At 38.1% G+C, this 23,229-nt stretch carries 18 protein-coding genes; 6 read left to right on the forward strand and 12 right to left on the reverse strand.

The window, feature by feature from the left end:
* Positions 1-46 precede the first annotated feature (46 nt).
* Entirely contained in the window at positions 47-1,183 is a 1,137-nt protein-coding gene (locus FR7_RS17480; RefSeq protein ID WP_007937086.1) for an HD-GYP domain-containing protein, read from the forward strand.
* A 64-nt stretch (positions 1,184-1,247) separates the two neighbouring features.
* Here FR7_RS17480 and FR7_RS17485 read toward each other — a convergent pair whose 3' ends face one another.
* From FR7_RS17485 to FR7_RS17500, 4 genes are all read right to left on the reverse strand, one after another.
* Positions 1,248-1,610 carry a VOC family protein gene (locus FR7_RS17485; protein ID WP_007937087.1) on the reverse strand — a complete coding sequence of 121 codons (363 nt, stop codon included), beginning with the start codon at positions 1,608-1,610 and terminating at the stop codon, positions 1,248-1,250.
* Between the two features lie 92 nt (positions 1,611-1,702).
* Entirely contained in the window at positions 1,703-3,046 is a 1,344-nt protein-coding gene (locus FR7_RS17490; RefSeq protein ID WP_007937088.1) for a DEAD/DEAH box helicase, read from the reverse strand.
* A 192-nt stretch (positions 3,047-3,238) separates the two neighbouring features.
* Positions 3,239-4,537, reverse strand: a complete 1,299-nt coding sequence (locus FR7_RS17495) for an NCS2 family permease (protein WP_007937089.1) — start codon at positions 4,535-4,537, stop codon at positions 3,239-3,241.
* Positions 4,538-4,843: 306 nt separating this feature from the next.
* Entirely contained in the window at positions 4,844-5,623 is a 780-nt protein-coding gene (locus FR7_RS17500) for an SDR family oxidoreductase (RefSeq protein WP_007937090.1), read from the reverse strand.
* Between the two features lie 201 nt (positions 5,624-5,824).
* On the opposite strand from FR7_RS17500, the gene FR7_RS17505 reads away from it, so the two are divergent.
* Positions 5,825-6,532, forward strand: a complete 708-nt coding sequence (locus FR7_RS17505; protein ID WP_007937091.1) for a Crp/Fnr family transcriptional regulator — start codon at positions 5,825-5,827, stop codon at positions 6,530-6,532.
* Between the two features lie 296 nt (positions 6,533-6,828).
* On the opposite strand, the gene FR7_RS17510 is transcribed toward FR7_RS17505, so the two are convergent.
* The 4 genes from FR7_RS17510 to FR7_RS17525 all read right to left on the reverse strand — a co-directional run bounded on the left by FR7_RS17510 (position 6,829) and on the right by FR7_RS17525 (position 10,891).
* Entirely contained in the window at positions 6,829-8,127 is a 1,299-nt protein-coding gene (locus tag FR7_RS17510) for an NCS2 family permease (RefSeq protein ID WP_007937092.1), read from the reverse strand.
* Positions 8,128-8,474: 347 nt separating this feature from the next.
* Positions 8,475-9,413 carry a flagellin lysine-N-methylase gene (gene fliB, locus FR7_RS17515; RefSeq protein WP_237714898.1) on the reverse strand — a complete coding sequence of 313 codons (939 nt, stop codon included), beginning with the start codon at positions 9,411-9,413 and terminating at the stop codon, positions 8,475-8,477.
* A gap of 321 nt (positions 9,414-9,734) precedes the next feature.
* Positions 9,735-10,340: an acetate uptake transporter gene (locus FR7_RS17520; protein WP_007937094.1), complete on the reverse strand. Its 606-nt coding sequence runs from the start codon at positions 10,338-10,340 to the stop codon at positions 9,735-9,737.
* Between the two features lie 167 nt (positions 10,341-10,507).
* Positions 10,508-10,891, reverse strand: coding sequence for a hypothetical protein (locus FR7_RS17525; protein ID WP_007937095.1), 384 nt, complete (start codon positions 10,889-10,891; stop codon positions 10,508-10,510).
* Positions 10,892-11,160: 269 nt separating this feature from the next.
* On the opposite strand from FR7_RS17525, the gene FR7_RS17530 reads away from it, so the two are divergent.
* Positions 11,161-12,396 (forward strand): aspartate kinase, encoded by a 1,236-nt coding sequence (locus FR7_RS17530; protein ID WP_007937097.1) that lies wholly within the window; start codon positions 11,161-11,163, stop codon positions 12,394-12,396.
* Positions 12,397-12,527: 131 nt separating this feature from the next.
* Here the strand turns inward: FR7_RS17530 and FR7_RS17535 are convergent, their stop codons facing one another.
* From FR7_RS17535 to FR7_RS17545, 3 genes are all read right to left on the reverse strand, one after another.
* A complete protein-coding gene (locus FR7_RS17535; protein ID WP_237769553.1) occupies positions 12,528-14,645 on the reverse strand; it encodes a methyl-accepting chemotaxis protein in 2,118 nt (705 codons plus the stop codon).
* Positions 14,646-14,826: 181 nt separating this feature from the next.
* Positions 14,827-15,690: a phosphate ABC transporter substrate-binding protein gene (locus FR7_RS17540; RefSeq protein ID WP_007937099.1), complete on the reverse strand. Its 864-nt coding sequence runs from the start codon at positions 15,688-15,690 to the stop codon at positions 14,827-14,829.
* Between the two features lie 103 nt (positions 15,691-15,793).
* Entirely contained in the window at positions 15,794-17,599 is a 1,806-nt protein-coding gene (locus FR7_RS17545) for a GGDEF domain-containing protein (protein ID WP_007937100.1), read from the reverse strand.
* 188 nt (positions 17,600-17,787) lie between these two features.
* On the opposite strand from FR7_RS17545, the gene FR7_RS17550 reads away from it, so the two are divergent.
* Together FR7_RS17550 and FR7_RS17555 are read left to right on the forward strand one after the other, a co-directional pair.
* Positions 17,788-19,563: an ATP-binding protein gene (locus FR7_RS17550; protein WP_007937101.1), complete on the forward strand. Its 1,776-nt coding sequence runs from the start codon at positions 17,788-17,790 to the stop codon at positions 19,561-19,563.
* 261 nt (positions 19,564-19,824) lie between these two features.
* Positions 19,825-21,210, forward strand: a complete 1,386-nt coding sequence (locus FR7_RS17555) for a PhoH family protein (protein WP_007937102.1) — start codon at positions 19,825-19,827, stop codon at positions 21,208-21,210.
* Positions 21,211-21,271: 61 nt separating this feature from the next.
* Here FR7_RS17555 and splB read toward each other — a convergent pair whose 3' ends face one another.
* A complete protein-coding gene (gene splB / locus FR7_RS17560; protein ID WP_007937103.1) occupies positions 21,272-22,300 on the reverse strand; it encodes a spore photoproduct lyase in 1,029 nt (342 codons plus the stop codon).
* Positions 22,301-22,547: 247 nt separating this feature from the next.
* On the opposite strand from splB, the gene upp reads away from it, so the two are divergent.
* Positions 22,548-23,174 carry a uracil phosphoribosyltransferase gene (upp, locus tag FR7_RS17565; RefSeq protein ID WP_007937104.1) on the forward strand — a complete coding sequence of 209 codons (627 nt, stop codon included), beginning with the start codon at positions 22,548-22,550 and terminating at the stop codon, positions 23,172-23,174.
* The last annotated feature ends 55 nt before the right edge of the window (positions 23,175-23,229 follow it).

Here is a 23,229-nt window from a genome sequence, read left to right on the forward strand (position 1 = left end):
GAGCAGACACTCTTACTGATTTTTTAACTTAGGAGGATATATAAATATGTTAAAAGTCAAAATAAATGAACTTAAAAAGGGAGATGTCATCGCCGAACATATCTTAAATTCCGAAGGACAGGTCTTACTAGCAGCTGGCACCAGCCTTACTGATAAAACCATCGGTTTATTAAAACTATGGGAGATACATGAAATCAGAGTACGAGAAGAAAAAGATACAGATGATGATATTCGTCTATCCTTACAATTCGATGAAATCGTCTCCAAAAATTCTCAGCTTTTTGATAAAATTAAAAAAATAGCTGACAGTGATTCTCCTCCTGTGGAAGAGCTGCCTACCATCTTTAATAAAAAATCCACTCAGCAGTATCATGATATTTCTGATAAATTCTCAAAAATACTCTTTGATCTGCCCCAAACAAAAAATATTATGCCTCTTACCGTAATGGCGAATATCATTTGCCATTATGCAGCAACGACTGTCGGAGTACTTGCTTATACGCTCAAAAGAGAAATCACCCCTTCCATGCAGGAAAATTTGGCAAATCACAGTATATCGGTGGCCATTATTTCTGCAAAAATAGCTAAATTATTAGGACATCCTGAGGAAGTAATACATACTATTGCTTTAGGGGCATTACTCCATGACATCGGAAAAATAAAACTGCCAGAAACCATCTTTCATAAGAGTGACTGTCAGTCAGCAGAAGAAGAATTACAATATCAAAGTCATGTACAAGCTGGCTATGATATCATTAAAAGTTTAGGACTGCCTAGAGAAGCCAATCTGATTTTACTGCAGCACCACGAATATCAAGACAGCAGCGGTTTTCCTCTGCATTTACCAGCTGCCAAGATTCATCCATACGCCCAAATTGTTGCATTTGCCAACTTTTTTGATTCTTTGCTTCATGAAAAGGATACCCCGCCTAATTTCTTTGCAATTCGCAAAAAATTAACCCAAGAAGGTGCCACTAAGTTTGACACTGCTATTATTGATGCTTTTGATCATTATTTAGAAAGCTTTGTATTCAATGTAAATGTAGAACTAAATGATGGGCGTACAGCAGAAGTCGTTTATAATCATCCTTTTTATATGTCTCTTGTTGTACGTACTGCGAATGGCGAATTTATTGACCTCAGCAAAAATAAAGATCTCTTTATAGCAAAATTGGTGGTATAAGAAAAAAAAAGGGGACATTATTGTTAAGATCTAACAATAATGTCCCCTTTTTTTGACTATATGTTTATCGCTCTGGCATAATCTCCAGCCAGTAGCCGTCTGGATCTTGAATGAAATAAAGATTCATCGCCTTATTTTCATAACAGATACAATTCATTTCTTTATGTAAAGCATGTGCCTTTTCCATATCATCTGTGATAAAGGCCAGATGAAACTCATTTTCACCTAAATCATAAGCAGTTTTGCGATCTTTCATCCATGTTAATTCCAGTTTATGAGGAGTCTGTCTATCCCCCAGGTAAACCAAGGTAAATCCATCCATATCCTTCCTGGATGTCTCCACCAACCCAAGAGCCTTACTGTAAAAATTTATGCTCCGCTCTAGATCCAAAACATTAATATTATTATGTGCTAATTTAAAATTCACAATTCTACCTCCTTTATTGTTATCTACATTATATAAGAAAAGAGTGCATAATTGTCAAGGTATTATACAATTACCACTCTTTTCGATTGCCTTTATCTATTTTTTCTTTTTTCTCTTCCTGGCTGAGCCTGCTGTTCACCTTTTTCATTTTCTTTTGGCTTGCGGCGGCTTCTTGAATTTGCTCCGCTGTGGTTTCCCGTTTTTTTCTTATCGGTTTTCCCAAAAACAAAGGCTCTTTTTTTCTCTTTCTTTTCTACTGCTGTTTTTCCCTCTTCAACTTTTGCCTTGAATAGTCTTCTTTTATCGGTACTAACTACTTTCTGATCATTGACTTTATGCTTTTCGATTGCTGCGCGAATACCTTGCTCGATTAATCTTACATAAGGCTGCTCATGAGGATCAATCAATGTAATGGCCATACCGGCTTGCCCTGCACGCCCCGTACGTCCGATACGATGAATGTAGCTGTCTACATCATGAGGTATATCGTAGTTAAATATATGAGTAACACCTTCTACATCCAGACCCCTGGCAGCAATATCAGTAGCCACTAAAATTTGTATTTTAGCTTCACGAAAACGCTTCATGACCTGTTCCCGTTTTGGTTGGGACAATTCTCCATGAAGTTCATCCGTTTCATAACCCTTTTGACTAAGAGCCATATTTACAGCTATTGCACGCTTTTTGGTGTGACAAAAAACAATTGCTAAATAGGGTCGATATTCATCAATCATACTACTTAGCTTTACAATTTTTTCAGACTCAGGTACTTCTACCATAATCTGTTTGATTTCATCTAGTGTAATATTTTTTGTTTGTATGCGTATATCCAATGGTTTTCGCATATAGCGGTCAGCTAATCCGCGAATTTTAGAAGGCATAGTTGCTGAAAACAGCATCGTTTGGCGTTTATTCGAAGTTTGTCGAACTAACTCCTCCACATCCTCCAAAAAACCCATATGCAGCATTTGATCTGCTTCATCCAGCACAAGTTTCGTAACATTTTCAAGTTGGATGGTTCCTCGACGCAGATGATCCATTAATCGTCCAGGAGTACCAATGACGATTTGAGCTCCTCCTTTTAACTTCTTAATTTGTCGATCTACATCTTGCCCACCATATACAGATAACACCTGTATTCCTAATTGATCAGCTAACTTTGCCACTTCTCGGGTAATCTGAAGGGCTAATTCCCGGGTTGGAGTAATAATTAAAGCTTGTACGATGGGTTTGCTGATTTCAATTTTCTCTAAAATCGGCAGTATAAAGGCTAATGTTTTGCCTGTTCCTGTCTGAGACTGCCCGACAACATCCTTGCCGGACATGATGGCAGGAATAGCCTGAGCTTGTATTTCGGTGGGCTTTGTAATACCATTCTCAGCTAGAATTGCACCTATTTCCCGTCGAATACCTAGGGCTGTAAAATCCTTATGCATATAAACACCTCTTTTTATCCGTATAAACGTTATGTTTCACTAAACAGCAAATCCGATTCCAAATATATACGATACAATGTATTTTAAAAATGAATATTGATGGTTCACAAAAAATCTTCGCTATATTTCCTGGAAATATTACAATACCCTTTTAGAAAAAGAGTGTTAGTCCATGGCCTAACACTCCTTTTCCTAATGGCTAAAAAAGCCCAACTGTATAAAGAACAATATGGCGAATATATATAAGATCGGGTGAACGGTTCTGCCTTTACCTCTTAGCACTTTTAAAATAGGATATACAATAAAGCCAACACCAATCCCTGTAGCAATACTATATGTCAAAGGCATAGCAATTACAATTAAAAATGCGGGAAAAGCTTCCTCCAGATCGTTCCAATCAATACTGCGCAAACCGCTCATCATAAAGAAACCGACAATAATCAAAGCGGGTGCCGTAACTGCAGGAATGCTAGCCAGCATTTTGGCAATAGGAGCAAAAAACAAAGTAATTAATAACAGTATGGCAGTGACTACAGCCGTCAGACCGGTTCGTCCGCCCACAGCAACTCCTGAACTTGACTCAACATATGCGGAAGTAGGACTCGTACCAAGAGCAGCACCAACGGTAGTACCAACAGCATCTGCCAGCAGTGCTCCCCGCACGCGAGGAAACTTGCCATCCTTTAACAATCCTGCTTGCTCTGCCACACCAAGCATCGTTCCTGTAGTATCAAACAAAGTAATTAGTAAAAAGGTAAATACGACTGCATAGAGTCCTTGTTCAAAAACTCCAGATACATTCATTTGCCAGGCAGTTTTCTCTAAGCCATGGGGCAGCATAAATAAACTTTCTGGCAATACCAACATTCCTTTATAATAAGCAATAACAGAAGTAATCAGCATACCGGCAAATAAGGCCCCCTGCACACGATAGACCATTAATACCAAAGAGATCACAAGACCGATAATTGTCATTAAGGTAATCGGTTCTGCCAAATTTCCCAGAGTAACTAGTGTCGCGGGCGATGCAATAACGATCTTTGCATTTTGTAATCCAATGAAAGATATAAATAAGCCAATACCTGCGGTAATCGCATGTTTTAAACTTGTCGGAATCGAATCAATCAAAATATAACGAAATTTGGTTAAGGAAAGAAGCAAAAAAATACTTCCGGTTAGAAATACTGCTCCTAATGCGACCTGCCATGAATGTCCCCCTGCTAATACAACACTATAAGAAAAATATGCATTCATTCCCATTCCTGGTGCTATAGCAATCGGATAGTTGGCGAATACTCCCATAATCAGAGTAGCCAATGCACTTGCTAAGATGGTAGCCATAAAAACACCATCAAAATCCATACCAGCAATATGTAAAACTGCAGGATTGACAATAACGATATATACCATTGTCAAAAAAGTCGTAATACCTGCCATTATCTCTGTAGATACCTTTGTCCCTCGCTCTTCTAATTTAAACCATGAATCCACGTATGAAACACCTCTATTCTATCTTCTTGCTTTCATTATCTTCTCCAAAAGACCAAAATTTATTTTATCACATTGACGTACCCTTGTATACAAAGAATTTTTGTGAAAGCCAGAAAAACGTTACGCATCCTAAAAAAATAAGACCTTTTGAACCGCGAAGACACGAAGAATAGGAAGAACACGAAGAAAACATACTTTCTCCACTATTTACCACTATTTAAAAAAGGTAACCATTTAGATAATTGTATCTAAGTGATTACCTTACAAACAAACGGATCTGATAGCGATAGACAAGATATCTAATTTTTATTTTTTCTCTTTATGTACAATACCGCCTGTTGCCTGATGGGTAGGAGTGACGGTTACTTCGCATATTTGAACATGAGCTGGCGCGCTGGCTGCATAAACAACAATATCAGCAATATCTTCTGCTACTAGTGGCTCAATACCATCATATACATTATCTGCCTGCTGCTGGTTGCCATGGAAGCGAATTACACTAAAATTAGTTTCTACCATACCTGGCTGAATATTAGTTACTCGTATTGGAGTATCTACGACATCCATTCTAAGTCCATCGCTAATGAACTTAACGGCTGCTTTCGTAGCACAATATACCGTTCCCCCAGGATAAGCCATAATCCCTGCAGTAGAACCAATATTAATAACATGACCATTTAAATTGTGTTCTAACATCTGAGGAACAATTTTTCTGGTAAGATACAATAATCCTTTTACATTTGTATCAATCATAGCTTCCCAATCTTCTGGATCTCCTTCGTGAAGTTTGTCCAATCCTCGGGCTAAGCCGGCATTATTGACGAGTATATCAATTTTTTGCCAATCCAAAGGCAATGTATCGATGAGTTCATTGACAGCCTTCTTATCTTGCACATCCAATTGCAGCGCCAATACTTCTGTTTGATATTTCTCTTTTATTTCATTAGCTACTTCTTGGACCTTTTCCACAGTTCTTGCAGATATAATTAGTTTTGCCCCTGCTTTTGCAAACAACTCAGCGCAAGCTTTGCCGATACCACCGCTGGCACCACTAATAAAGACAATTTTATTTTTCAATGTTTTCATTCGACAAATCTCCTTCTACTTATATATCATTACATCTATCTTGTTGGTTATCTTTCTACATAATTGCATAATTTCCTGCTATACCCAGAAAGTGAAATAAAGATCAAACGCGATACAAATCGATTTTTAAAAATAAACTTTTTACTATGAATCATTCACGCTATAATATAAGTAAAAAGATTAAATAATTGAGGTATGACTATGGATACATGCACAACTTCTCAAGAACATATCTGCGCGAGTATTGTTCCTATCTTCAAGATGCTGCATCTTACGGAGTTACAAAAAATTAATACCTTGATCAAAAAGAAAAGCTATGAAAAGGGCAAAATTCTTTTTACAAAGGGAGATCTAGCTAAGCATCTTTATATTGTGCGCTTTGGTCGGGTAAAAGTCTATGAAATGTCAGAGGATGGGCGACAGCAAATCGTGCGTCTACTAGAACCTGGAGATTTTTTTGGTGAACTCGCTTTATTTATGGATGAACAACACTATTTTTTAAATGCAGAAACATTAGATGAGGCTGGAATTTGTCTTCTGTCTCGCGATGATTTGAAAATGCTTATGCACCAAAATCCAGAGATTTCAACCCGTATTATGCAGGCCTTGACCGAAAGACTCGCTTATGCAGAGAAATTCATCAGCAATCTTACCTTACAAACTATCGAGCAGCGCCTGATTACCTGGCTGCTCATGATGGGAGAAAAAGAAGGAGTTGTCACGCCTCAAGGTATCCGACTCACCATTAACTTGCCAAGACATGAACTGGCTAACTTATTTGGTACTACAAGAGAAACATTAAGCCGTAAGTTTTCCAAACTACAAACAGAAGGTTTCATAACAATTACCAGCCCCAAACAACTGCTAATTCTCGATAAACTAAAGCATCATTCTACACTAGGTAATTAATATATATTATGTGATCTTTACATTCTTTAAAACATGTAAAACAGCAAGAAACCACAAAGATGCAAAGAATATAGAGAAAAGATGGAAAAGAAACAATAATGCTTTCTAAAACATAGCCGTTTGAACCACAAAGACGCAAAGGACACAAAGGGGTTATTTATATTTTTTGTGTACTCCTTTGTGTGCTGCAACAGCGGCATTGTGCCTTTGTGGTTCATAAAATCTCATCTTTCTCCTAATCTTATAAAAAAACAGCCAAGCTATCAATAATGCATCAGAGATAGCTTGGCTATTTTTCAATGATTTAAAAGTCCAATTTGTATAAAGAACAGTACCATGAATAAATATAAAATGGGATGAACCTCACGTCCCTTACCTCTCATTAATTTCAGCAAAGGATATACAATAAACCCGATACCAATACCGGTGGCAATACTATAGGTTAATGGCATGGATGCCACAACAAGAAAAGCTGGAAAAGCCTCTTCAATGTTTTGCCAATCGATATCACGTAAGCCATTCATCATGAAGAAACCAACAATAATAAGAGCTGGCGCCGTAACAGCTGGAACGCTCGACAACATTTTAGCAACAGGCGAGAAAAATAATGTTACTAAGAATAAACCCGCAACAACAACAGCGGTCAATCCACTGCGTCCTCCTACTGCTACACCTGCGCTCGACTCAATACAGGTAGCAGTGGGACTTGTCCCTAGCACAGCACCAGCAACTGTCCCTGCAGCATCAGCCAAAAAGGCCCCTCTCGCATTTGGAAACTTTCCATTTACAAGAAGCCCAGCTTGCTCCGCCATCCCCAGCAGCGTACCCGTTGTATCAAATAAAGTAATTAAAAAGAAGGTGAAAATTACAGAATAAAGACCAGAATCTAAGACTCCCTGTACATCCAATTTCAGTAATGTATGCTCTAGACCGCTAGGCATTACCACAAACTGAGACGGTAAGGACATAAAGCCCATGGAATAAGCAGCCGCTGCCGTTACTAACATACCAATAAATAACGCTGCCTTTATACGATAAGTAAGTAATACTAAAGATACAGCTAAGCCAATAATTGTCAATAAAGCAATAGGCTCAGACAAATTGCCAAGAGTGACTAACGTGGCAGGAGAATCAACAACTATTTTTGCACTCTGCAAACCAATAAAACAGACAAAAAAACCAATACCTGCAGTAATAGCGTGCTTTAAACTTGCGGGAATGGCATCAATCAAAATGGAGCGAAATTTTGTCAGAGATACTAATAAAAACATGATTCCCGATATAAACACAGCCCCAAGTGCCACTTCCCAGGAATATCCTCCACCCTTTACTACACTAAAAGCAAAATAAGCATTCAGCCCAAGTCCAGGTCCAATCACAATCGGATAATTAGCAAATAACCCCATAATCAACGTACCAATTACACTACTTAAAATAACTGCCATAAAAACTCCATTAAAGTCCATGCCAGTCAAACTTAAAACAGAAGGAATAACAATAACCGAATATGCTAATGTTAAAAAAGTTGTTATTCCTGCCAAAACTTCCGTGGATATGCTTGTCCCTCGTTCTCGCAGTTTAAATAATGATTCCATTTACAACACCTCTAAATTATATACGTAAGGCGACATTATAACATAGATTAGCGTATTATGTATACATCGAAATCAGCATTTTATTCTCCTCATTTTTAAGTATTCTCATGAATTCTACCAATAGCAGTCTCTTTACAAAAACAAAGACGCTATTTTATGATGATAGCCTTTATCAGCAGGACATTTATTGAAGAATAAAAAAATAACAGATTAACGTTGCTTTTATTTTTTTATAAATTCTATAAAAAAAGATCTCCATTCATCTAGTTACTAGAAGAGTGGAGATCTTTTACAATGCTATATAGAAGAATTTTTCTCTAAACTTAAGAATAACTTGTCAGCAGGTTTTATTCCCTTTTTAATAAAACACTGCGATTATGACTATATTGAAATTCCAGGTTCATAATCATAGCAGAAATACGTTCCATTTCTGTTGATAGAGCTGGGTCACTTGTTCTTGCGTTATTAATTTGTCTCCACATACTATCCAAAAGCTGAATCCCTGATTGTAGGCCATATAGATAAAATGGCTTTTTAAAGACAAAATTCATAAAGAAATTTTCGATTAAGATGTCAGGTGTACAATGATTGACTTCTTCCATAACATCGTCTTTTTGATCTAAAGAATCATAATTAGCATAAATAATTTTATTCAAATTCTGGCTAAAAGTATCATCTTGCGGCAAATGAATAATTTTCTCAATTGTTTCCTTTAAGAGTTGAATACGTTCATCAATTGTTATCTTTCTATACTGCAGTAAATCGATAAAGTGATGCTCCATCTCAAAATAATAGCGCAAAGGATGATAAGAAGATCGCTGCTCTGGATATACATGAACGACTTCCTGATTTGCATGCAAAATGATGGGTTCTGTCTTAGAGCGAAGGATTTCTAAAGGTCTAACACGACTGGCTAACTTGACTACTGCAGGACAGCTAAAGCTTAAAGTCAGCTCTCTCCCGCGAGAAGTATTCATCGGATAACGGGGAAAAGTCTGGCAGACTGTATCCAAATGGCTATGCCCAGCCTCTTCTTGTAATCGGCAAAGATGATTGTCCTCTAAAAACCAGCATCCGCCCTTGGCTTTTTTACGAATGTAAGCATATTCACCTAATTCCTGCTTCCCTGCAATCGGAATAAAAATCTTTGAAAATTCCTCTTCCTTCCCATTTTTCAAAAATAGCTGATAATTCCGAGTATAACTTTCTTCATCCATGGTTACCTGCCAATCATTCTGACAGCATTGCCCACACATTTCACAAGAAAACTCATTTATAATATCCATATAGATATACATCCTGCAGCTCCATCCTACGATTATGATTATGAGTGTATTCTTCTTGATGCTCCAATAAATTCCTGCTATGTCTGCTGAAATAAATAGTATAGTAATCATAAGAAAAATATCTCGCATTCTTTTAAAACATAAAAAAAATCGAACCACAAAGACGCAAAGGGCACAAAGGGGTTTATTGTGCCTTTGTGGTTCATAACATCCTATATTCTTCCACCTGCAAAACTTATAACTTCTATAGAAAAGGGCCGCCAGCTGCAGCAAGCCAAGCGCTGTAACTGATGACCCTTAGTAATAAATATATGGAATTACTTATTTAAAAATCCCAAAAGGTTTACCTGTAGGTAAAAAAGCTCTGCCAAAGTGATGATTCAATACGACTGCAGCGGAACCATAGAAAGAAACCAAGGATATCGCAAGCTCCGTATAACCAGCCACAGCATGCGCCCAATGAGCAGCGCCAAAGGCATCTAATGCTAACATTGCTAATAAAACATCAATTAATACAAAGATAATAAATAGTACTTTATTGGTTTCCATAGAACCAATCGTCATAAACAGGGAAAAAATTAAATAACCAATAAATCCAAAACCAAGCTGTCCCATATCAATGCCATTCATGAGAGCTTGTCCGAAAACGCCTAGCTTTATTAACCAGCACGCTGCAACGGAAAACCAGAAGAAAGCATACCCAGCAAAAGCAGTTGCACCAAAAATGTTATTGTGCTTAAAATCCAGAGAAGCTGCCATTAATTGTGCAAAAGCCCCCAGAAATATAGCCCATGGAATCACAAAAGATAAACCGGTTGTAATTCCAAGTTTCTGGGTTGACGCGACAAAAGTCACCATTGCCAAACCAAATAATCCCAAACTAGACGGGTCTGCCACTACGATTTTTACATGTTGCGTGTTATTCATAAAAACCTCCTTCAATTCATACTATGCTAAGGTACCACATAACCAAAATTCGTGTCAATATGCTAAATTATTACATAATTTTCAAACAATTTATAACTAGCCAGTTCTATTGCAAAAATGACAAAAAAAGTTAGGGAATGCGCTGCATTCCCTAACTTCCTATTGCTTTATATGATTTCTTTATCTCCTACTAATTCCAGCACTTTATCAACTTTAAAATATACTAGATAATAGTCTTCTTTTGCCGCACATTCTTCATGTTTGCAATGGCTAAGAAGAGAGAAGAGTAACTCACTATTCTTTTCTTCCTTGACCCTAGTAAGATAGACTCGCTTACCTTCCAGCTTACCAGTTTCAATAAACAGGTAGCATGCACTAGGATTTACAACGATATTTTCATGTGTCTTACGTGCTTTCATAATAAATCCAAACAAATCGTTTTCTAAAGGATAAGGAGTAGCATAGATCGCAGAATTGACTACCCCTTTATCATCAGCAGTAGATAAAACTCCGCTCCCCTTTACAGATCCAAAATACTCTTTTAAAGCCATGATGAAACCCTCCCCCATTTATGTATTACTTTAGATTATATTCATATTCTTTCTCCCTTTCTTAAATTCCTTCTTACTTAAGAAAAGTTATCTCTTATTTATTGATTATTTTTTGTTGTTTTTAATATATAATAAGGAAAGAAAAATCGAATTGGCAAAATAAGTACTTTATGCTACTATAAAGTATGTCCTTCTTAAAAAGTTATTTGTGTCTTTAGGAAGAATAGTATATTATATTAACAGTATTAAGTGCAGTGGGGAGGATGAAAATGGCTCTAATTGTAAAAAAGTTCGGTGGAAGCTCTGTTGCTACCCCTGAAAAAATTATGGCAGTAGCCCAAAGAGTTCTACGTGAAAAAGGTTCTGAAGATAAAATGGTTGTAGTAGTGTCGGCAATGGGAGATACTACAGATAATTTAATTACCCTAGCCAATACCTTAGTTGGACAACCATATACATACGCGCGCGAGATGGATATGTTATTATCAACTGGCGAGCAGGTAACCATTGCTTTACTGGCAATGACCTTCAATAAATTGGGACATCCAGCCATATCATTGACAGGTCCTCAAGCCGGGATTAAAACAAATAGTGCTTATACAAAAGGTAAAATTAACAATGTCAATCCAGTAAGGGTATTAGAGCAATTAGATAAAGGGAATATTGTTGTTGTCGCCGGTTTTCAAGGATCGAATGGCGACGGCGATATTCTGACCTTAGGACGAGGTGGCTCTGATACGTCTGCTGTTGCTTTAGCAGGAGCGCTAAAGGCTGATGTTTGTGAAATCTTCACTGATGTTGACGGTATCTATTCTGCTGATCCAAGGGTTGTACAAGATGCTCGTCGTATGAAAGAAATAACCTGTGACGAGATGCTGGAAATGGCTAGACTAGGAGCAGGAGTCATGCAGCCCCGCTCTGTAGAAATGGGTAAACATTATAGTATCCCGATTCATGTACGCTCAACTTTCACCCAAGATTTGGGTACTTTTATCAGGGAGGTATGTACAATGGAAGAAAAAGAATTTATCATTAAAGGGGTCGCTCATGACACCAATGTAGCCAAAATTGGAATATTGGGTGTACCAAATCGTCCTGGCATTGCTTTCAAAATCTTTTCAACCTTAGCAAAAGCGAATATTGATGTGGATATGATTGTGCAAAGTATACGTAATACGGACAAAGATATTATCGATATGATCTTCACCATTGCACAACCTGATTTGCCACAAACAAAGAAAATAGTTGAAGAGTTAGGCAAAGAAATGCAGGTTCTTGGAATTCTCATTGATGATAAGGTCGCCAAGGTATCAATCGTGGGCGCAGGAATGCTCGGCAGCCCCGGCATCGCTGCCAATATGTTCGGCGCTTTATCTGATGCTGAAGTAAATATCGAGGTTATTAGCACCTCAGAAATCAGCATCTCCTGCATCATTCAAGCTGATCGCGTAAAAGAAGCCGTAAACGCAATTCATGCCCGTTTCTTTCCTAAGAATCCTGAATAATACAAGAAAAATGCTAACGTGGTAAAATAAATTAACCGCAGAGGCGCAGAGAACACAGAGAAGGTAAGATTGAAAAATCCCTCTCAGTGTTCTCTGCGCCTCTGCGGTTCCGTCACTCTTTTCTTTCCAAGCTATACTTTAAACTGCATCACCAGATTTTCTAGTTTGTATGACATCTCCTGCAATTTTTCTGTAGAAGATGTAATATCTTGAGCAGAAGCTGCCTGCTGCTCACATACTGCGGCAATTTCCTGAGCACCACTAGTATTATGAGCAGCCAAGTTACTAATATTAGCAACAGCCTGCATTGCCTCCCGACATAGATCAACCTGATTCTCTGTTTCTATAATAATGGTATTCGCCTGTTTTTGTACATGCTCAATCCCTGCAACAATTTTTTCAAATGCATCACCGCTTGTTTTTGCAATTTCAACTCCCTGCTCTACATTGGTAAAACTTTGCTGCATCGCCGTAAAAGCACCACTACTTTCTAACTGAATTCGATTAATAATTGCTGAAATATTTTTGGTGGCTTTTGCAGACTGCTCGGCTAACTTACGTACCTCGTCTGCCACTACTGCAAAGCCTCGACCTGCTTCTCCCGCCCGAGCAGCTTCAATCGCCGCATTCAAGGCCAGTAAGTTTGTCTGTTTTGCGATTTCGGTAATTACACCGGTAATTGTGCCAATTTCTTTCGTACTTTCTCTCAGCACCTCAACTGTTTTAGCCGTATCGGCAACAAGGCTTTTGATATTTTGCATCTTCACTACGGTCTCATTGATGACCTGCTGCCCTTGAGCAGACACTGTTGAGCATTCATTAGCAGAAGCTGCCGTCTGCTGAATACTTTCTGAGACATTCACACTAATATTCACTAATTTTTGCAGCAGTTCTTCGGTGGTTTTCGTATCTTTGCCCTGATGCCCAATTTTTTCAGCAATATCCGCAACGGACTGTGACACCTGGACGCTTCCCACACGAGATTGCTCCGTGGTAGCGGCAACTGTATTGGTAGACTCTAATACAAGTGTAGAAGATTGTTTTACAGATTGCACAATATTTCGCAAACTGAGAGTCATACTATTAAAAGCCATTGCAACGTGCCCTAATTCATCATGTCTATAATGCCCCATAGTATGGGTTAAATCACCTTGGGCTACCATATCAGCCCCTTCCGCTAATTCTTGCAAGGGAGCAAGGGATTTGCGAATCACAAACAAACCGCTCATAAGTAAAATGATAATCATAAGAAAGATAATTTTGGTACTATTTTCTACCATAGTAAAGGCCGACTGCAATGCCTCTTTCTTAGGATAGGTAGAAACAGCAATCCAATCCGTATTCGCAATGGGGCGATAAGAAATAAAATATTCTTGATTCCGAAATATTCCCATGGTATTACCGGATTCTTTCTCCACAGCTTCTTTATAATATTCTTCATCTAATTGTTTAGATTCGGTAACTGCTGATGAATCACTTTGATAAAATATTGGTACTCGATTTTTATTCAGAATGGTAATGGAATAGCCTGGATTTTGTGATAATATCTGCTCCACCAGATTATTTACATTCTGCATAGATAAATTAGCTCCCAGTATCCCCTGCACTTTATTATCTGCACCTACAATAGGAACTGACGCAATGATCGTCATTTCATTGGTTACCTTGCTATGTACTGGATCTGAAAAATTTACAGTTCCTTGCAATGCCTTCTGAAAATAATCCCGATCAACAATATTTACTAATGCTTTATTATCTGTACGAAGAATTTGATTTCCATCTGTACCAGCCACAAAAAGAGCCTCATTACCACCATAATAAGGCTTAACTTGTGTAAGATAATTTTCCAATCCGTCTTTTTGCATTCCGCGAATGCTGCTCGTGGAACTGGTTATCATCAAAAAATTCTTTTTGGATTGAATATTCGCACCAATATCACTGGCAATCCGGTCAACAACTTTATTATTTTTATCAATAGCAGCCTGAGTTAGACTTTCCATTGTCTGATTCGTAAAGTACCAGCCAATGATACTCAAAGGCATAATGCAGATAAGAGCCATGGTAATGGTTGCCTGGGTTGCAAGAGATGACCAAGATATTTTGAAGGTAAGATTACGTAAAAAATCCAGCTTGAAAAACCTTAAAAAATGTATCCTATAATTACTCTTTCCGGAAAATTTAGGTAAATTATTTCTGTATTGCTTCAATTCTCTTAAGCATATCATCGGATTACTTTTGAATTTAGGCATAAACCTAACTTTTATATTCTTTATAAAACTTATCAGTTTTTTTAGCATGCTTCTTTCCCCCAAGCATTATTACTATGCATGTAATAAATGTTATGCTCATACAATAACTTCTTATCAATTAAACAGAAAAGGTCATGATATGTACATGACCTTTTCTGTTTATTCATATTTATCCGCTAGATTATTTTTTTAATTTTGTAACAGGTACAAATCCATTTTTCTCAGCATATGTTTCTTGGAACTCTTTGCTAGTCACATAATCAATAAAGGCTTTTACTGCACCAGTAGGTTCCCCTTTTGTAAACATACGACCAAAGGTATATACTGGGTAGCTGCCGTTAACAACGTTCTCAATGGAATATTTCGCACCATTATAAGACAAGCCTTTTACACTTTGATCCACATAAGCAGCATCTACATAACCAATGGAACCAGGAGTGCTTGCAATCGCAGATCTTACAGCACCATTTGAATCTTGAATAACAGCATTATCAGTGAAATCAGCATTTTTAAGTACTACTTGGGCAATCGTTGCACGGGAGCCAGATGACTTTGCACGATGAACTAACGTAATTTTTTGATCTTTACCGCCTACATCTTTCCAGTTGGTAATTTTACCAGTCATAATGTCCACATATTGTTGTTGAGATAAATTGTCTACGGTTACGTCACTATTCACAATGAATACAAATGGAATTCCAACCAGTTGATGCTCAACAAGCCCTTTATCTTTCAAGCTGTCTTGTAAGGCAACATCAGAATTACCAATATTAACTGATCCTGCAGCAACTTGATTCTGTCCGGTAAAAGAGCCGCCGCCTGCGATATTCACCGTTACTTTGTCATATTTCTTTTGGAATTCTTCCTGTCCAGGTTTTAATAAAGGAAGCAACGCTGTCGAACCAGATGCAGTTACTGTTCCTTGTACATCCGCAGCCGCCTTAGGAGCTGCTTCTTTTGTACCGCCACAGCCAGCCAGCAAACTAACACCCAGCATTAAAGACATCGCCGCTACAAGTATTTTAGACTTTTTTACTAATTTCATTATTTAATGACCCCCTGTAAAATTTACTATAGTTAAATTGTAAGGCAATATGAATGGAAATGTGTTAAGACATTGTTACGTTTATGTTAAATCGCTTATGTACTTAATCAATGCAGTAGCAACTCCGCCAAACTAATTTACACTTTTTTTTCACTGCACCAGCGGCTTCACCTAAATCAGCCGGCGTTTTGAATTTACATCCACAGCTTGTCACAACTGCGATGGATAAGGAAACAATAGGGTATTTTTCTTCTATCCCATGGCGGTTCTTAGCAACGATATATTCTATCTTTTGGTCCTTCTCGGTATAAAAGCCTCTAATCCGAACATCAAAGTAATCAATAATTGTCTGGCATAATGGCGCAACATTAACGCCATGTACAATGGCAATGAAGTCATCACCACCAATATGCCCTACAAAGAATTCTGCAATAGCAGCACTTTTTAATTGCAATTGAATTAGCTGGGCTGTCATACATAAGATTTTATCACCGTTATCAAAACCATACGTATCATTGTATGCCTTAAAATTATCCAAATCAAAGTATAATACGGAATAAGGTTCTTTTGATTCAATAATCTGCTGCAGTTTTTCTTCGATCAAAACATTCCCGGGCAAACCACTTAAGGGATTGCTATGTTTAGCCCGATTGATTTCTAACTGCGTCGTTTTCTCCAATAGCTGCCGCACTGTAGTGATGCCATAATATTTTCCATATTGAGTCACCACGATATAGTCATACAGACTATCTTCATATCTGGCAACTGCCAATTTTGATACCTGCTCTAAAGGCATATCATAGTCCACAATTAATGCCTGATTATCCATCAGAGAGCCTACGGATCGCTTCATATAGACAGCGACTCCATATTGAGTTGCCAAATGCACTAGAAATTTATTCTTCATTAACAATCCTACTGGCACCTCTCCTTGAAGCAAGGTAATGCCCATAAGGTGAGGATTTTCATTAAAATATTCCAGGGCCTGACTACCAGTAATTCCTTCTGGAAAGCCTGGATCACGCCTGCTAATCTCTCCAATAGGCATAGTCAAAGGAGAGTGAAAAGCCTCTTGTTTCTTCTGCTTGTTTTTTAAAATGATATTTTCTTTCACCAAAGAATGAATCGTTAAGAACTCCGCAGCCGGTCTTTGCAGCAAATACCCTTGACCATAGGGTATACCAATCTGAATTAAAGTATTCAATTCATCAATGGTTTCAATACCTTCTGCAATAATTTTCATATTCATTACAACGGAAAATTCATAAAACGCCTTTATTAATGCCTGTTTTAAAGTATCTTTATCAATATCCCGCACCAAATCCATATCAATTTTTATAAACTGCGGTCTTGTCTCTGCTAGAAGCCGTAAGCCTGAATACCCTGCTCCAGTATCATCAATCGCAATTTTATACCCTTGGCTGGTATAATGATCTAGAACCTTGCGAAAGTTTTTGTAGTCAGCGATAGAATTTTTTTCTGTAATTTCAAAAATAATATTACTCAGGTCAAAATCCTGAGCTGCTACCATTTCCAGCGTGGCCCCTTTTTGAAAACGCTCATCGTTTATAATATTAGGATCAACATTAATAAATAGCATCATATCTCTGGGTAATTCTTTAACCCTGGCCAACGCTTTACTTCTGCAAAGAAACTCTAACTCCCACAATTTATTAAACTTCTCTGCAGCTGCAAATAAATCATCTGGCCGCTCTAAAGCTGAACCTTGTGGTCCACGACTCAAAGCCTCGTAACCAATAACATTCCCATCCAGCAGAGAAACAATTGGCTGAAAAACAGCCTTAATGTCTTTGTTATTTAGAATTTTTTCCAATTCACTGCAGCCACTCTCTCCCCATTGTGTGTATTGGTGTTCTTGAACTAGCTGATTATATAGCACAGCTGGCATAACAGTGTTCCTCCATATTCAAATGATCTTATTTCCACCTTATTTATATAGTAAAGAACTGGAGCTTTATTTATGTTATGCAATGGTTATTTTTATGTTAAACTTGGGCCTTTCTTATTTTTTTTTCATAGTCAATCTATCTCTTTTATTGTATGATTTTTCTAGAATACATTTGTCAGGAGGCAACTATGTTTAAATGGGGTATAAAACTACGATTGACCATTAGCTACCTCTTATTAATCTTATTTACCATGCCAGCATTAAGCGGCTATCTTCTTTGGTATTTCTATCAGCATAATCTAGAAATTTTAACCTCCAGCTTATTAACCCATGCTCATGTTACCGAACATTTTTTAGAAAACTATATGGCAGGTCCCAATGAAAAATTCCAGATTGACCAACGCATCAAAGAATTGGCTACAAAAACAGATTTGCGTGTTACTGTCATTAATCATACTGGCGATGTACTTGCTGATTCTTGGGAAAATCCAGCTACTATGGAAAATCATCTGGAACGGCCAGAAATAGCTTCTTCACTCACTGGACAGGAAGGATCATCCATTCGTTATAGCAGCACCTTAGGGCAAAACATGTTATACGTTGCCATTCCCATACGAAATGGCAACGAGATTGTAGGTGCCGTCCGCATCTCCAGTACTCTGGCAGCCATTGACGCTGGATTTAATCAGATTAAGTCCACACTTCTTATCGCCATCTTATTAACTTCTTTATTAGCCATTCTGCTCAGTATTTGGTTAGCCAGAAAATATACTGCACCTTTGGAAGAAATCACCGCTGCTGCCTGTGATATTGCAAATGGCAATTTAGATCGCCGCCTCCATGTACGAACCGGCGATGAGTTAGAACTGCTGGCTCACACTCTTAATAATCTAACCTCAAATTTAGATGATAAAATCAACGAAACCATTGCTGAAACAAAAAAACTGGATCTCATCTTACAACATATGGACAATGCTGTTATTCTCCTTGACCGCTATGGAAAAATAACCACAGCCAATAAAATGGCCAGAGATATTTTTGACATTAAAGATGCTATGCTCAATCAGCATAATATGCAGGTTCTTGGTTACAGCCAACTTGACCGCGGGGTACAGCAAACTGCTAAACAAGGAAAAAGTATGCTGATCTATCTCAAAACCAATATTCATAGCAGCATAAGGGTCTTTCAAATATTTATTGCCCCCATTACTACTACAGAAAATGAAATTACTAGTATATTAAGTGTGTTCCACGATATTACCGCTCTGCAGGATATGCATGACCGTCAATCTGATTTTGTTGCTAATGCTTCTCATGAGCTGGCAACACCACTTACAACGATCAAAGGATTTGCAGAAACATTATTAGATGGCGCCTTAGAAGATAGCAAGCTGAGCTTTAAATTTCTTACAATTATCCATACAGAAGCGGAAAGAATGCAGCGCTTGGTGAACGAACTCTTACAATTGGCAAAACTGAACTCTCATGAATACCGGCAGCAAGTCAAGCTAAAAGCGACCCATGTAACGCCTCTTCTCTACACAGTAAAAGATGATCTTAGAACCAATGCAGAAGAGAAAAAAATCACTGTAGATATTCAGGCGGATGCTGATCCTATTGTTATGGCCAACCCTGACTGGCTAAAGCAGATCTTAATTAATCTTTTGGATAACAGCATCAAATATACACCACCTCTAGGCAAAGTACTGCTAACGTGTCTTCAGGAAGACCATGAAGCGATACTTATCGTTGAAGATACGGGTATCGGTATTCCAGCTACTGATGTACCGTTAATCTTTGATCGCTTTTATCGCGTTGACCGGGCACGATCTCGTAATGCAGGCGGCACAGGCCTAGGACTGGCGATAGTAAAATTTATTGTTGAAATGCATGGCGGTAAGATTGAAGTAAAAAGTTCCGTCAACATCGGCACAACCTTTACCATTCGCCTACCACTAGCCTAAGACAATTACACCTACTTTTGATCAAATGGGAATAAAATAGCGAAACGCGAAGACGCGAAGAAATACAAAGAGCACGAAGAACATCATGTTTATTCTTCGTGTTCTTTGTATCTTCGCGTTTCAAATATTTTTTTTACAAACAGATTAGCAATTTCTGCTTAGCAAAAATTTAATCTATTCTTAATATATTCCTAACGTAGTGTTATTTTGTAAACTTTATAATGAGAGAGAGAATACTTTTCTCAATAAAGGGGGATTACGTTGAAGAAATATTATGTCTTAGACACTAATGTTCTATTACACTCTCCAAATGCCCTGTACGCTTTTAATGAGCATACGATTGTAATTCCTGAAGTCGTGATTGAAGAACTGGATAAGTTTAAAAAGGAATCAACAGAACGTGGCACCAACAGTCGCAGTGTCAGTCGCATTATCGATAGTCTGCGCACACAAGGCAATTTACTAAAAGGAGTCCCCATCAATAACAGTGGTGGAATTCTCATCTTAGAATCCAATCATACTGCCACTGCCATGCCGCTTCACTGGGAAGGCGATAAAGCCGATAATCGTATTTTGCAAGTTTGCAAAGGACTGGCAGAAAGCGGTCACCAAACTATTTTAGTGAGCCGCGATACGAATATGCGTGTTAAATCTTCCATTTTAAACATTCAAGCCGAAGACTTTCGCAATGATAAAGTTTCAAATATAGACCAGCAATACACGGGACGTATAGTTGCCTATACCTCTAGTGAAGTAATCAATCGCTTCCACGAAAGTACAAATCATTCTATTGACCCTGATTCTCTTTATGTTTTTGACGATCTGGCAGGTATCTTAATTCCTGCAGCCCTGGTTACTAATCAATTCCTGCTAATACGGTCAACGGACAATGATCGTCATACCGCATTAGGCCGTTTTGATGGAAAGAAAGTCATTCACTTGCAATATCAAAATCGCAATCCCTTTGGAGTCACCCCTCGAAATGTCGGCCAGATTTTCATGCAAGAATGCCTTATGATGAGTGCTGAAGAAGCACCTTTAGTCATATTAAAAGGTATGTCTGGAACTGCTAAAACCTTTTATGCCTTAGCAGTCGGACTTTACAACTATATGGAGTGCCGCCCGAGGGAATATCACCACATTCTGATATGTCGCCCAAATTCAATGCTGGATGAGGGAATTGGCTTTCTCCCTGGAACAGAAGCCGAAAAAATCGAACCCTATATGCGGGCTATAAAGGACAATTTATTTACATTAATGTCAGGTAACGCATCAATGGAAGATAAAGATGTACTGCAAACGGAAGATACGGTGAATATGCTATTTGAAAAGCGTGTTATTCAAACAGAAGCATTGGCGTATCAAAGAGGCCGGTCACTGCAAAAATACTGGGTTATTTTTGATGAAATGCAAAATGCTACCCCACGTCAAGCAAAGGCTGTATTAACCCGCCCTGGCCTGGGTACTAAAATCATACTCATTGGTGATCCAGCCCAAATTGATAATCCACTGCTGGACAGCCAGTCAAACGGCTTAAGCTATGCCAGCGAAAAAATGATTGGATCGGAACTATGCTTTCAGGTAACCATGCTGCCTGAAGAATGCGAGAGATCTCCTTTGGCAGCAGAAGCGGCTATGAGACTGTAATCTTTAACTGGATTATATAAAAATAGGCTCGTACATTTTTCGTACGAGCCTATTTTTTATTTCATACAAAGTACTCGATGGCTGCATGAGGAAAATACGTATGTATTCCTTTATGCATATCCTCTTTCATTTCATCCATCGTTTCTTTTTGATATAGATACTTTCCATAACCAAACTGCCCATACTTAAATTTACGTTCCTCTTCTTCCATAGGTAATTTTGTTTCCGGAAATATTGCAAGAATGTTATTTTTAGCTCTTTTAGTGAAGCGATGAGCAATTAACTCAAAAGTTATATCATTACGATTCTTTTTCGGAAGCTGTTTATCTAATTCCTGCAGTAACTTTAAATACTCCTCTTCCCAGCCAGGATAATAAAAAACGGGAGCAATAATAAAACCAACGGGATATCCCTTCTCTGCTACTTTAGCAGCCGCCTCTACCCTTTGGATTAAAGTCGGTGTTTTATGCTCATACTGGTCAATAATTGATGCCGCATTGATGCTAAAACGAAACCGGGTATGTCCATTATGTTTAGCTGTTAATAAAGAGTCCACCCGATCATGCTTGGTAACAAAGCGAAATCTGCCGAATGGCTGTCTGCCAAAAAATTCAATCGTGTTATATAAAAGCCCTGTCAAATATTCTGTAGGAATTGGATCTGAAGTAGCGGCCCCTTCAAACCAGGTGATTTCTGGTGCTCTCGCCCTGATGTAACGACTAGCCTGTTCCAATATTTCATTCACATTCACATACACCCTTAAATAGGGCTTCTTCCCTAAGGTAGTAGCGAGATAACAATATTCACACATACTCGAACAGCTAGTGGTCAACGGCAGCTGGTAGTGAGCCGACGGCTTGCATCCTGCAAAGTCTAAACTCTTTCGAATGCCTACCACTAAGGTGTTTTTGGCTTCTTGATAGGCCTCTTGCGGAGTATCTCCCGGTATACCTGTAATTCGATTATGAGACCCTGTTAAGGTTATCGGTACTTTCATTTCTTGTAACTGCTCATACACCTTTTGTCCAATGGGATATTCTAGAGCTTTCGGCTCAAAAAAAGCTCTTTTAGGAATAAATTGATGACTCATCATACTCCCCCTATTCATGTATTCTTTCGCCAAAAGAACCATCTATAGCGTTATGCTCATCCTTTGCCGTCCTAAATAAAACTTCTTGAGAGACTACTTTATGATTTATCCTTTCTTAGTGTGAGCATAATAAGACAAATTCTATGCAAATCTTAAGTAAAATAAAATAAAAGCCTCTGTTAGGTTGCTTTTTTAAGTATTTTGTTGTAAATTATTCAATAGATTGAGAAAGGTAGTTGATAAGAATATGAATGCTAAAGTGATCGATCATCCGCTAATTCAACACAAATTATCCCTAATACGCAATATACATACAGGAACCAAAGAATTTCGTGAATTATTAGAAGAGATCTCCATGTTAATGGCTTTTGAAATCACTCGTGATCTCCCTTTAGAAGATGTAGAAATCGAGACTCCTGTTGCAAAATGTACTTGCAAAATGCTGTCAGGTAAAAAATTAGGCATTGTTCCCATTTTGCGGGCTGGTTTAGGTATGACCAATGGTGTTGTCAAACTCATTCCTGCTGTTAAAGTGGGCCATATCGGCTTATACCGTGATCCTAAAACCTTAATGCCAGTAGAGTACTACTGTAAATTACCAAGCGATGTAGCAGAAAGAGACTTTATTCTAATTGATCCTATGCTTGCAACAGGCAACTCTTTAGCTGCTTCCATTGACATCCTCAAAAGAAAAGGTGCTAAAAATATTAAGTGCATGTGTCTGGTTGCCTCACCAGAAGGCATACAATTAATTAATAATTTCCATCCTGACGTAGATATTTTCGTAGCTGCCATTGATGAAAAATTAAATGATCACGGCTACATTGTCCCAGGTTTGGGAGATGCCGGCGATCGAATCTTTGGTACCAAGTAATCTTAACAGCAATTTCAGGTGTGCAGTTTTTGTCTAAATGGACAAGGCTGTATAC

The sequence above is a fragment of the Pelosinus fermentans DSM 17108 genome (genome assembly GCF_000271485.2).
In the GTDB taxonomy this organism is placed as follows: Bacteria; Bacillota; Negativicutes; order DSM-13327; family DSM-13327; genus Pelosinus; species Pelosinus fermentans.

Excerpts from the sequence above, each read along its gene's own strand:
- FR7_RS17530 (WP_007937097.1), top strand. The coding sequence starts at position 11,161 with ATGGCTCTAATTGTAAAAAAGTTCGGTGGAAGCTCTGTTGCTACCCCT.
- FR7_RS17535 (WP_237769553.1), bottom strand. The coding sequence starts at position 14,645 with ATGCCTAAATTCAAAAGTAATCCGATGATATGCTTAAGAGAATTGAAG.
- fliB (WP_237714898.1), bottom strand. The coding sequence starts at position 9,413 with ATGGATATTATAAATGAGTTTTCTTGTGAAATGTGTGGGCAATGCTGT.
- splB (WP_007937103.1), bottom strand. The coding sequence starts at position 22,300 with ATGAGTCATCAATTTATTCCTAAAAGAGCTTTTTTTGAGCCGAAAGCT.
- FR7_RS17500 (WP_007937090.1), bottom strand. The coding sequence starts at position 5,623 with ATGAAAACATTGAAAAATAAAATTGTCTTTATTAGTGGTGCCAGCGGT.
- FR7_RS17505 (WP_007937091.1), top strand. The coding sequence starts at position 5,825 with ATGGATACATGCACAACTTCTCAAGAACATATCTGCGCGAGTATTGTT.
- FR7_RS17510 (WP_007937092.1), bottom strand. The coding sequence starts at position 8,127 with ATGGAATCATTATTTAAACTGCGAGAACGAGGGACAAGCATATCCACG.
- FR7_RS17545 (WP_007937100.1), bottom strand. The coding sequence starts at position 17,599 with ATGCCAGCTGTGCTATATAATCAGCTAGTTCAAGAACACCAATACACA.
- upp (WP_007937104.1), top strand. The coding sequence starts at position 22,548 with ATGAATGCTAAAGTGATCGATCATCCGCTAATTCAACACAAATTATCC.
- FR7_RS17520 (WP_007937094.1), bottom strand. The coding sequence starts at position 10,340 with ATGAATAACACGCAACATGTAAAAATCGTAGTGGCAGACCCGTCTAGT.
- FR7_RS17540 (WP_007937099.1), bottom strand. The coding sequence starts at position 15,690 with ATGAAATTAGTAAAAAAGTCTAAAATACTTGTAGCGGCGATGTCTTTA.
- FR7_RS17525 (WP_007937095.1), bottom strand. The coding sequence starts at position 10,891 with ATGGCTTTAAAAGAGTATTTTGGATCTGTAAAGGGGAGCGGAGTTTTA.
- FR7_RS17550 (WP_007937101.1), top strand. The coding sequence starts at position 17,788 with ATGTTTAAATGGGGTATAAAACTACGATTGACCATTAGCTACCTCTTA.
- FR7_RS17490 (WP_007937088.1), bottom strand. The coding sequence starts at position 3,046 with ATGCATAAGGATTTTACAGCCCTAGGTATTCGACGGGAAATAGGTGCA.
- FR7_RS17480 (WP_007937086.1), top strand. The coding sequence starts at position 47 with ATGTTAAAAGTCAAAATAAATGAACTTAAAAAGGGAGATGTCATCGCC.